Source organism: Streptomyces humidus (genome assembly GCF_014649655.1).
GTDB lineage: Bacteria > Actinomycetota > Actinomycetes > Streptomycetales > Streptomycetaceae > Streptomyces > Streptomyces humidus.
Genome location: NZ_BMTL01000027.1, coordinates 129446 through 140550, shown reverse-complemented (window position 1 = coordinate 140550; position 11105 = coordinate 129446). Strand labels below are relative to the sequence as shown.

11 protein-coding genes are annotated in these 11105 nt (G+C 72.5%); 2 read left to right on the top strand and 9 right to left on the bottom strand.

All coding sequences use genetic code 11. The annotated features are described in order from the left end of the window. Window positions 1-455, top strand: a 455-nt coding sequence (locus tag IE239_RS28905; protein ID WP_268254540.1) for a jacalin-like lectin, incomplete at its 5' end; no start/stop codon positions are given. A gap of 251 nt (window positions 456-706) precedes the next feature. On the opposite strand, the gene IE239_RS28900 is transcribed toward IE239_RS28905, so the two are convergent. The 8 genes from IE239_RS28900 to IE239_RS28865 form a co-directional block, all read right to left on the bottom strand. Next, entirely contained in the window at window positions 707-1549 is an 843-nt protein-coding gene (locus IE239_RS28900) for an RNA polymerase sigma factor SigF (RefSeq protein ID WP_190152352.1), read from the bottom strand. Window positions 1550-1746: 197 nt separating this feature from the next. Next, a complete protein-coding gene (locus IE239_RS28895; protein WP_190152351.1) occupies window positions 1747-3510 on the bottom strand; it encodes a thiamine pyrophosphate-dependent enzyme in 1764 nt (587 codons plus the stop codon). 13 nt (window positions 3511-3523) lie between these two features. Further along, window positions 3524-5101 (bottom strand): FMN-binding glutamate synthase family protein, encoded by a 1578-nt coding sequence (locus tag IE239_RS28890; protein ID WP_190152350.1) that lies wholly within the window; start codon window positions 5099-5101, stop codon window positions 3524-3526. A gap of 172 nt (window positions 5102-5273) precedes the next feature. After that, window positions 5274-5924, bottom strand: coding sequence for a sigma-70 family RNA polymerase sigma factor (locus IE239_RS28885; protein WP_190152349.1), 651 nt, complete (start codon window positions 5922-5924; stop codon window positions 5274-5276). A 246-nt stretch (window positions 5925-6170) separates the two neighbouring features. Beyond that, on the bottom strand, window positions 6171-6902 hold the full coding sequence (locus IE239_RS28880) for a hypothetical protein (protein WP_190152348.1): 732 nt from the start codon (window positions 6900-6902) through the stop codon (window positions 6171-6173). A gap of 146 nt (window positions 6903-7048) precedes the next feature. Beyond that, window positions 7049-7837: a YcnI family protein gene (locus IE239_RS28875; protein ID WP_190152347.1), complete on the bottom strand. Its 789-nt coding sequence runs from the start codon at window positions 7835-7837 to the stop codon at window positions 7049-7051. A 43-nt stretch (window positions 7838-7880) separates the two neighbouring features. Further along, complete coding sequence (locus IE239_RS28870; protein ID WP_190152346.1) at window positions 7881-8510, bottom strand: hypothetical protein; 630 nt, start codon at window positions 8508-8510, stop codon at window positions 7881-7883. 330 nt (window positions 8511-8840) lie between these two features. Further along, window positions 8841-9323 carry an ATP-binding protein gene (locus tag IE239_RS28865; protein ID WP_190152345.1) on the bottom strand — a complete coding sequence of 161 codons (483 nt, stop codon included), beginning with the start codon at window positions 9321-9323 and terminating at the stop codon, window positions 8841-8843. A 183-nt stretch (window positions 9324-9506) separates the two neighbouring features. Between IE239_RS28865 and IE239_RS28860 the strand changes: the two genes are divergently transcribed. Then, window positions 9507-9872, top strand: a complete 366-nt coding sequence (locus IE239_RS28860; protein ID WP_229878371.1) for an STAS domain-containing protein — start codon at window positions 9507-9509, stop codon at window positions 9870-9872. Between the two features lie 39 nt (window positions 9873-9911). On the opposite strand, the gene IE239_RS28855 is transcribed toward IE239_RS28860, so the two are convergent. Next, window positions 9912-11105, bottom strand: a complete 1194-nt coding sequence (locus IE239_RS28855; RefSeq protein WP_190152343.1) for a PP2C family protein-serine/threonine phosphatase — start codon at window positions 11103-11105, stop codon at window positions 9912-9914.

The following is an 11105-nucleotide window of genomic DNA, read 5'->3' as shown; positions in this document are numbered from 1 at the left end:
CCGCCTTCTCCTGGACCCGCAACCCCGACCTCCAGCTCAGCGACCAGTTCGGCGGCCCCCACGGCGACTACTACAACGACATCGACGCCGTGCCGGCCGGCGCACGTCCCGTCAGCCTCTCGCTGCGCAGCGGCTCCCGCGTCGACGGCGTCGGCCTGACCCTCGGCAACGGCCAGGTCCTCGCCCACGGCGGCACCGGCGGGACGGCGTCCACCCTGACGCTCGGCAGCGGGGAGTACGTCACCTCCACCCAGCTCTGCCAGGGCCAGAAGGACGGCCTGACCCGGATCTTCTACGCCAGGTTCACCACCAACCTCGGGCGCAGCCTGGCCGGCGGGACCACCACCTCCGACTGCGTGACACGAACCACGCCCACGGGATGGCAGCTCGCCGGATTCCACGGCCGCGCCGGCGAGGAGATCGACAAGATCGGCCTCCTCTACACCAGGCGCTGACCCCACCCCCGCCCCGAACGCACGCCCGCAGGCACAGCCCGGCAACGGCGGCGCGGAAGTTCCCCTCGCCGCCGTTGCGGTGGAGCTCGCCGGATACCGTCGCCGTCCCCTGCATGTGCGTCCGGGGCCGGGAGCCGGACGAACACGACGAGCCCCCGTCGCCGCCCGGATCCGTCCGGCGCCGACGGGGGCGGCGCCTCCCTGGCGTGTGCGGTCGCGGCGTGCCGCCGCGGCGGCGACGCCGAAATCCGTCACCGGGTGGTGAGCATTCCCTCCCGCAGACGGGTCAGCATGCGGGTGATCAGGCGGGAGACGTGCATCTGGGAGACGCCCAGACGCTCGCCGATCTCCTTCTGGGTGAGCTCCTCGACGAAGCGCCAGTGGATGATCCTGCGGTCCCGCTCGTCGAGCTCGGCGAGCATGGGCGCGAGGGCGTGGAAGTCCTCGACCAGACCGAGGGCGGCGTCCTCGTCGCCGATGAAGTCGGCGAGCGCGGACTCGCCGTCCTCGCTGCCGCTGATCGCCGCGTCGAGGGAGGCGGACCGGTAGCCGTTGGAGGCCAGCTGCGCGTCGACGACCTCCTCCTCCGGCAGGCTCATCAGCTCGGAGAGTTCCCTGGTGGTCGGCGTCCGGCCCAGACGGCTGCGCAGTTCCTCGTTGGCGCGGGCCAGCTGGACGCGTGCTTCCTGCAGACGTCGCGGCACATGCACGGCCCAGGAGGTGTCGCGGAAGAAGCGCTTGATCTCGCCCACGATGTACGGCACGGCGAAGGAGGTGAACTCGACCTCACGGGTGAGCTCGAACCGGTCGATGGCCTTGATCAGACCGATCATCCCGACCTGGACGATGTCCTCCATCTCCTCCGGTCCGCGGCTGCGGAACCGGCCGGCGGCGTAGCGGACCAGGGACATGTTCATCTCGATCAGCGTGTTGCGGGCGTACTGGTACTCGGGCGTCCCCTCCTCCAGCACCGTGAGCTGGTCGAAGAACACCTTCGACAACTCCCGCGCGTCCTTCGGCGCCACCTTGGACGGATCCGCGATCTCCGGAACCTCCACGGTCCGCCCAGCAGCCTGCGCGGTCGTCGTCAACATGATGTGCCCCTCCCTGTCGATCAGCGTCTCTCTCGCCGGTCCCTGCTCCGGCAAGGACGCGGCTACCCCGTGATCCGGCGTGCATGCCTGTTTCCTGCCGACCGATCTCCGGGACCCGGATCCGGTGCGGTCCGGGGTGCTGGAGATCGGTCGGCCAGGGTCCCGTGTCCCGTCGGCAGGACGTTCCGCTCCCCTGTTCAGTCGTCGCCGGCCTCCCCCCGGCTGCGCACGACCTCCTTCACCTTGGCCACGGCGAAACCCCAGCCCTGCTCGACGGTCGGCTTCGCCGGGACGGCGATCTCGTCGGGATTGGTGAGGACGTCCAGCAGCACCGGGCCGGGAGTGTCGAAGGCGCGGCGCACCGCGGCCTCGAGGTCCGCCGGGTCGCTCACGCGGATGCCGGTGATGCCCATGGCCTCGGCGACGGCCGCGAAGTCGGGGTTGTCCAGCACGGTGCCGAACTCGGGAAGACCGGCCTGTTCCTGCTCCAGCTTCACCATTCCGAGCCGGCGGTTGTCGAAGACGACGAGCTTGACGGGAAGGCGGTGCGTCCTGAGCGTCATCAGGTCGCCGAGGAGCATGCTGAGCCCGCCGTCGCCGCAGAACGCGACGACCTGGCGTTCACGGTCCAGGCACTGGGCGCCCAGGGCCTGGGGCATGGCGTTGGCCATGGAGCCGAGGTTGTAGGAGCCGATCAGCCGCCGCTCACCGCGCATCTCGACGAAGCGGGACAGCCACACCGTGGCCATGCCCGTGTCGGAGGTGAAGACGGCGTCGTCGGCGGCGACCCGGTCCACGAGGGCGGCCAGCGCCTCCGGGCGGATGTCGTGGCCGCGGTTGTCCAGTGCGGAGCGGACGCGGCCCACGAGACCCCTGTCGTGCGAGGGGTCGGCCAGCCGAGCCTGTCCGGCGCGCCACCTGTCGAAGCGTGCGCGCGCCTTCTCCAGGTGCGAGCGGTCGCGTGCGCCCCGGGTCCCGGCGGGCGCGGCGTCGAGCCGGGCCAGGATGTCGCGCACGGTGACGCCCGTGTCGCCGACGAGCCCGACGTCGACGGGCACCCGGCGGCCGATGTGGGCGGCCTCGGTGTCCACCTGGATGACGGTCCGGCCCTCGGGATACCAGTCCCGGTAGGGGAAGTCGGTGCCGAGCAGCAGCAGCGTGTCCGCGTCCTGGAGTGCCGACGCGGCCGCCGGGTTGCCGATCAGTCCCGTCTGGCCGACCTGGTAGGGGTTGGCGTCGCCCTCGAAACCGGCCTTGGCCTTCAGGGTGAGTACCATCGGCGCGGCCAGCCGGTCGGCCAGCGCGAGGACGTCCGCCCGTGCGTCGCGCGCGCCCTGTCCGACGAGCAGGGTGACCCGCTCGGCGCGGTCGAGGAGTTCCACGGCCCGGCCCACGGCGGACTCGTCGGGGCGGGTCAGGGGCATGTTCAGGGAGAACCGTGCCGGACGGTCGGCGGTCAGCTTCTGCTCCCCCAGGTCGCCTGGCACGGTCAGGACGGCGACCCCCTTGCGGCCGAGGGCGTTGCGCACCGCGGTCTCCAGCATCTGCGGCAGCTGGTCGGGCGAGGTGATCGTGGCGCGGAAGACCGCCACGTCGCTGAAGAGGGCGTCGTTGTCGATCTCCTGGAAGTAGTCGCTGCCCAGTTCCGCGAGCGGCACCTGGCCGGCGATCGCCAGCACCGGGGTACGGCTCTTCGCCGCGTCGTACAGCCCGTTGAGCAGGTGGACGGAACCGGGTCCGACGGTGCCCATGCAGACGCCGATCGTGTCGCCGAGCTGCGACTGGGCGCTCGCGGCGAAGGCCGCCGCCTCCTCGTGCCGGCAGCTCACCCACTCCAGGCCCTCGGTGGTGCGGATGGCGTCGGTCACGGGGTTCAGCGCGTCTCCCACAACGCCGAAGACCTGGCGTACGCCGAGTTCGCTCAGTGCGTCCACGATGACGCGGGCAACGGTACGGGCCACTTGGTGCTCCAGTTCAGACGGTGAATCGGTCAGGGTCCGCGGCCTTCCAGTCGGCCGCCCAGGCCAGGGGAGGCTCCGCGAGCAGCTGCCCCGGCTCGAGCCACTCGTACAGCTCCGCGTAGGAGCGTTCGGTGTAGGGGTCGATGCGTCGTCGGAGCATGTGCGGACGCAGTTGGGAGGGGTCGGTGACGCCCATGGACGCCATGATCTGCAGGGCGCCGGCCACGGTCGCTTCCTGGAAGCGCCGGACGCGCGGCGTCTTGTCGCCGACGTCGAGGGCACGGGCGCGCCGGGGGTCCTGGGTCGTGACTCCGGTGGGGCAGGTGTTGGTGTGGCAGCGCTGGGCCTGGATGCAGCCGACGGCGAACATCATCGCCCGCGCGGCGTTGCCGTAGTCGGCGCCCTGGACCATGCGTTTGACCAGATCGGCGCCGGTGGCGATCTTGCCGCTCGCGCCGACCTTGACCATGTCCCGCAGACCCGTTCCGACCAGGGCGTTGTGCACCGTGAGGAGTCCTTCGGTGAGCGGGGTGCCGACGTGGTCGGCGAACTCCAGCGGCGCGGCGCCGGTACCGCCCTCGGCGCCGTCCACGACGACGAAGTCGGGAGTGACGCCCTCCTCCAGCATGGCTTTGCACACGGCGAGGAACTGCCGGCGCGACCCGACGCAGAGCTTGAACCCGGTCGGCTTGCCGTCGGCCAGCTCCCGCATGTGAGCGATGAAGCGCACGAGTTCGCGCGGCGTGGAGAAGACCTTGTGGTAAGGCGGTGAGACGACGGTCTTCCCCGGGGGCACGTCCCGGACCCGGGCGATCTCGGCGTTGACCTTCGCCCCGGGCAGGACTCCTCCGATCCCCGGCTTGGCGCCCTGCGACAGTTTCAGGGACACGCACTTGACGTGGTCGTGTGCGGCCTTGTCGGCGAACTCCGAGGGGTCGAAGTCGCCGTCTGCGGTGCGGCAGCCGAAGTAGCCGGTGCCGATCTCCCAGACGAGGTCGCCCCCGGGACGCAGGTGGTACTCGGAGAGGCCGCCCTCTCCGGTGTCGTGGGCGAAGCCTCCGGCCGCTGCGCCGCCGTTGAGCGCGAGGATCGCGTTGGCCGACAGGGACCCGAAGCTCATGGCCGACACGTTGAGCAGTGCCATGTCGTAGGGGCGCGTGCAGTCGGGGCCGCCGATGTGCACGCGCGGCGGTGTCTTCGGCACCTCGCAGGGCGCCATCGAGGGGACCAGGAACTCGTGGCCGGGCTGGTAGACGTCGCGTTCGGTGCCGTACGGCTCCTCCGCGGCGGTGCCCTTCGCCCGCTCGTAGACGATGCTGCGCACGTCCCGGTCGAAGGGGCGCCCGTCGTAGTTCCGCTCGATGAAGTACTGCTGGAGTTCCGGACGGATCCGCTCCATGAGGTAGCGGGCGTGGCCCAGGACGGGATAGTTGCGCAGCACCGAGTGGCGGCGCTGGAGCAGGTCCCAGGCTCCCAGGAACCCCAGAAACAGCAGCGGGACAGCGGCGAACAGCCAGTACAGGGAGATCCCGACCGCCACGGCCACGAGAGCGACGAGCAAGGTCAACAGAACGATTCCGACGCGTGTCACCCTTCGCACCTTGCCCGCCGGCCGTTTCTCATGCACCTCGCTTCCGCCCGAACGACTCATGAAACGGTCAAGGAACTCGCCGTCGACGCCCGTGCCTCCCCGGTCACCGTCCGGCGGCGAGGACGGGCGGGGGCCGGCGCCCCCGCTCGGGCGGGCGCCGGCGCTCCGCGCGTCAGGCGGCCGCGCTCGGGGCGCCGAGCCCCTCGGCCTCGTCGAGCAGCACGACGAGGGCCGCGCGGGCCCGTGCGACCCGGGAGCGGATCGTCCCGACCGGGCAGCCGCTGGCTTCGGCGGCCTTGTCGTAGGGGAGGCCGGTCAGCTGGGTGAGGACGAACGCCTCGCGGCGCTCGGCCGGCAGCGCGTCCAGCAGGTCGAGCAGCGCCACGCCGTCGTCGAATCCGGGCAGACCGCCGGGCTGGGCGCGTTCGGCCCAGATCGTCCAGTCGTCCACGTCGGCCGGCCGCGGCCGGGCGGCGGCGTACCGCAGGCTGTCGACGACCGTGCGGCGCGCGATGGACAGCAGCCAGGTGCGGGCGGACGAGCGTCCCTCGAACCGGTGCAGACTCCCCAGCGCCCGCAGGAACGTCTCCTGGGTGAGGTCGTCGGCCAGTTGGCGGTCGGCGGAGAGATAGGTGACGTAGCGGACGACGTCCGGACGCAGGGCACGCACGAAGCGGTCGACAGCGTCGGGATCGCCGGTGCGGGCGGCGAGGGCCCAGGCGGTCGCCGGATCGTCGGCCGGCGTCGTCTCGGCGGGTCGGTCCGCCGTCACGCATCCCGTTTCGCGCTTCTCGGACGGCAGGGGGAGGACAGGAGTGATCACCTGTTGTCCTTCTCGGAGGGTCCGGGACCGAGCCCGCGCGGCGCGAGACGCGCGCGGAGCGGCTGCTGAACACGCCGGGTGCTGAACACGCCGGACGTGCGGTGCGCGCCGGGCACGAGAGACGCCGCTGGGGCGGTCCCGGGACAGGGAAGTGGGAGGGGGCGTGCGCCGTGCGCGCCCCGTGCCCGAAGCCTGGGAGCCGGCTGATGCGGCGGCAGAAGAACGGCCTCGGGGAAACCGGCTGTCTCAGATGACAGCGGTCCCTGCCGGAGGCCCTCGAGAGATGATCGTGTGGGTGAGCGTCAGCCGTGGGAGCCGCTCGGCGCGTTCGCGCGCCGGCCGCAGCCTGGGCCGCCGCGCCGGAACGGGCAGGACGACGAGGGGCAGCCGCAGCGGAGCGGCCAGCCATCCGCCGACGGCCCGCAGGAGCCGGAACGCGGCCCGCTCGCCGTACGCCAGCCACAGACCGGTCAGCAGGGCGGCCAGCGTGTGGGCGGCCAGCATGCCCAGCGAGGACATGCCCGCGCCGTGGGCCATGTGGCCGAGAGGTCCGGCGGACAGGGAGTGCGCTGCCTGCCCCATGCCCGGGGATCCACCGGCCCCCATGGATCCCGTGGGAGCCATGGATCCCATCGGGCCCGGGTCCATCGCGTCCATGGGCATCGGGCTCATGGACATGCCGTTCATGCCCTGCGCCGAGGTGACCGCGCCGGATCCTGCTGCCGCCGAACCGCTCCAGGAGAAGGCCGAATGGAGCGCGCCCTGGGCGACGACCACGACGGAGACCACCGTCGGGAGCCCGCGTTCACGGCCTGCCAGGGTCCAGCCGACGACGCTGGTGACGGCGAAGCCGGCGGACATCGTCCACCAGGGCACGGTGGAGTCCGACATCAGGACGTGGCCCAGGGCGGCGAGCAGCACACAGACGGCCGCGAACACCGCGGCCCGTACCGTGCGCGCACCCCGCCCAGCAGTCATGACCGCCTCATCCTCGCATCCGGCCACCGCCCGTCACGGGTGGGTACGCACGGAGCCCCGCCCCGTCACTCACGTCGGGGAGAGTGATACAGGACACACAGAGTTCCACGGCACGGCGACCGGTTCGGCAGGGGGCGACGACCGGCCTACTCGGGCCGGGATCCGGCGGAGCGGCTGCGGACGGCGGTGAAGGCCGCCGCCACCAGCCCCAGCACGCCGGCCACCAGCCCTGCGACGCCCAGCCCGCGGGCGGTCGAGTCGTCGGCGGACGCGGTGACCGAGGAACCGCGGGAGTTCTTCGTGGCCGTCGAAGGGTCGGGGGCGGCGGCGCCGTTCTGCGCCGTCCCCTCCGCCGTCCCGTCGGCGGCTTTGGCGGTGAGCTCGAGGACGGGGGCCGGGTTCTCCGGCTCGTCGCCGCCGGCCTGCCCTTCCTCGATCCAGCGGACGGTCTTGCCGTCGGCGTACGTCTGCAGGGTCTTGAAGGCGAGCCGGCCGGCGTCGTCGGGCAGTTGCCCGAAGGCCACGTCGAAGTCCTCGAACTGCCCGGCGCCGATCTTCCCGCCGGTCCAGGTGATCTCGGAGACGGCGTCGGTGACGGTGCCGTCGTCGGTCTTGACCGGCGTCCTGAGCTTCGTGTTCGTGACCTTGGCGGTCCAGCCGTCCCGGGGCGACACGAGCACGCCGAGCAGGGGGTGGTCGGTCGGCAGGAAGACCTGCACCTTCGTGGTCGCGGCCGTGTTCTCCTCGTTGGGGACGCGGAAGGTCAGGACGCCGTCCGTGGCGCCCTGTGCGTAGCTCTCGGGGTGCACGGTGACGTGCGCGGAGGCGGCGCCGGCCGCGGCGAGGACCGCGGCGGCGGCGAGGGCGGTGACGGCCCCGGCGCGGCGCAGGTCGGTGGTGCGGCGCAGACGGGTGGTGGTGCGGGTCGTGGACATGGCTGAGGAGGTCTCCGTACTGAAGGACGAGGGACGTGTGAGGTCAGATCGCGTACGACGTCCCCGTCGGCGGTCCCCGCCGGTGCACGGCGTACCGCAACCGCGCCCGGCGCGGCGGGCGCGTCCCGCCGCTCGCGCAGCGCACGCGAGCGGGAGTCCCCGGACCGCCGCGGAGGTTCCTCGCCAGGCGCCACCAGGCGGCGAGCCCCGACACGAGAGCGACGGCCCACCGCAGCAGCGACCACAGCGCGGCCTCACCGCGCCGCAGCCACCAGGTCAGTGCCAGCGTGGCGACGAGGTGGGCGACGGTGGCGTGGGGCGTCACGGCGTGCGGGCTCAGGACGTGGGGGCTCACGGCGTGCGGGCTCAGGACATGGGCGGAGGGAGACATCCGCATCCCGTGCATGACCGTCGCGGGGTGCGGCCGGGCGGCGTGGAAGGCGAGGTGCAGCGCGCCCTGCGACGCCAGCGTGCCCGCGCCGATGCCGACGAGGGACCGCTCCCGACCGCCCAGCAGACAGGCGACCACGAAGACCGCCGCGGCCCCGGCGATCTGCACCCGGGCCGCGGGCGTCACACCGGTGGCCAGCGTATGGCCTCCCGCCGCGAGCAGGACGCAGAGAACGGCGAACACGGCGGCGCGCACGCTCCGCACCGCCCTGGACGCGGTCATGCCGTTCGACGGTGTCATGCCCCCGGGGAAACACTCCCCGCGCCTGCGCATGATCATCACCGCCTCGTTCCCCCTGGTGGTATCCGTCTCCTCCTTACGGGTCGGACGCGGGAGCCGTTCAGTTCCCGTCGCGCACCGCGGACCGGGCCGGCGGCGAGGTGGGCTCGGGGCGCGGTGGGAGCGACTTCTGACGCGGTCTCACTTCGCCCTGCCGCACGGACCCCGGCTCCGTCGGGCCCTGCGAGCTCGAGACTGCAGTGCGGCACCGCCGTGTCGATGGCGGCGTGCCGCGGCCGGCGGGGCCGGAAGGCGACCGTGGTGCGCTGGACGCTAGGTCAGGGTGTGGGCCGCGTGGGCGCCGCTGCCGGGCGGCTCGGCAAGGGCGATGCGTGCCGTGATGCGCTTGCCGACCGCCTCCTGCTCGACGAAGAGCACCTCGGTGACGGCCTTGACGATCTCCAGACCGTGCTGGCCGATGCGCCCGGGGTTGGCGGCCCGGGCCGCGGGAACGCTGGGGTCGCTGTCCCGGACGACGACGTCGACGCTGCCGGCGGTGATGCGCAGTTCCATCAGCACGGGTCCGGGGGCGTACTTGCGGGCGTTGGTGACCAGCTCGCTGACCACCAGTTGGGTGAGGTCCCGCACGCGCGCCGGCAGGGGGAGACGATGCTCGGCTTGGGCCCGGTCGAGGAAGGCCACGGCGTGGTGGCGGGCGTCGGCGATGCAGCCGTCGTCCGCTCCCAGCGCGTAGGCGGCCCGCATCAGGTACTCGTCCGGACCGCTGCAGCCGTCATCGTCGGCATGGGATTCCACGCGTTCGCCCTCACTCCCCCGTTCACGTGCGCCGGTACCCACGACGGCGTCGTTCATGCCAGGGATGTCGTCCGGCGGGTGCGGTCAGGCGCGGCCGCCCGGGTGCATGCCGCCATGGCATCGGGGCAGAATCCCGCGCACGCCCGTTTTCCCGGGGCCGCCCCGAGCGCAGTCGAGGAGACCGTGACGGACAACCAGCGAACCGACCCGCCGGAACGGCTCTCCGTCCGTCCCCAAGTGGTCGACGGCGTCCGCGTCGTGCGGGTGCGCGGAGAGATCGACCATGACGTGACGGATGTGCTCGGCCGGGCGCTGACATCCGGGGACGGCGCGACGCCGCCGCGGATCGTCGCCGATCTCAGCGGTGTGACCTTCATGGACTCGAGCGGGATCAACGTCCTGGTCGCCGCCCATCAGCGGGCGAGTGGCGCTCAGGGATGGCTGCGCATCGCGGGCGCGCAGGCGCCCGTCTCCCGTGTGCTGCACCTGGTCGGCATCGACATGCTCATCCCCTGCCGTCCCACCGTCGAGGAGGCCCTGCTGGGATGAGGGTCCGTGGCTGTCAGGCCCGCTGCGGCGCCCGCTCGTTCACCGTCGGGGATCCGGTCCCGCTGCGGCCGGCCGGCGGCGGTTGCCGTGCCAGTCCAGCACCACGACCGTGGCGTCGTCCCTGAGACTGCCGTGGCAGGCCTCGATCACGGCGGCGGTCAGCCTCTGGACGGCCTCGCGCGGGTGCAGGGCGCGGCTGCCGTGGACGATCGAGGCGAGGTCGGCGGCCGCGGCGCCCCGTTCCTGCATGCCGTCCGTGAGCAGGATCAGGCGGTCGCCGGGCAGCAGTTGCAGTTCCTGCACCCGGAAGGAGGTGGGCGCCGCCACGCCGAACGGCAGGTTGACGGCGAGTCTGACCTCCTCGACGGCGCCGTCGCGCAGCCGCAGCGGCCAGGGGTGACCGGCGTTGACCAGGTCGCACAGGCCGGTGTCGAGGTCGACGCAGAGCAACTGCCCGGTGGCCAGGCCGCGGCTGTGGCTCAACAGGGCCTGGTGCGCGTGCTGGGCCTGCCTGAGCGCGTCACAGCCGCTGCGGCGGGCCCGCCGCAGCGCTCCGACCAGCAGGGTGGCCAGCAGGGCCGAGTTCGTGTCGTGGCCCATGGCGTCGGTGATGGACAGGTGCAGGGTGTCGCGGTCGAGGGTGTAGTCGTAGGTGTCGCCGCCGATGTCGTCGGCCGGGATCAGTCCGGCGGCGAGAGTGAACTGCTCCCCCTCGCAGCAGGGGGCCGAGGGCAGCAACTGGTGCTGGATCTCGGCGGCCAGGCTGGTCTCGGTGGTGCGGCGGCCCAGGTGGTACAGATCGGTGAAGCGCCGGTCGGTGACGATGATGTACGCCAGCGCGTGTGCCGCCTCCCGGACCTGCCGCAGCACGGTCTCGTCCACGGACTGCAGGGTCACCTCCAGCACGCCGATGCAGTCACCGCGGTTGGTGACGGGCGTGATGACGCGCTGCCCGCCCTGGCCGTCGGCTTCCACGTGCTGGCGCTGGCTGCGCAGGACTTCGTCGTAGACGCTGCCCCGCAGGTCGATCGGCCCGGCGTCGACGGCGTCGTCGTCACCGACCGCGGCGAGCCGCACCAGCCGTCGCCCGACGAGATCGGCGAACAGAAACGACACGTGTTCGGCGCCGAACCGCTTCTGCAGGTCGTGTGCCACCACGTCGACCGACTCACCGGGCGGGGCCGCCTCCGCGGCGGCCAGCAATTCGCCCAGTTCCAGATCTCCACCCTCCAC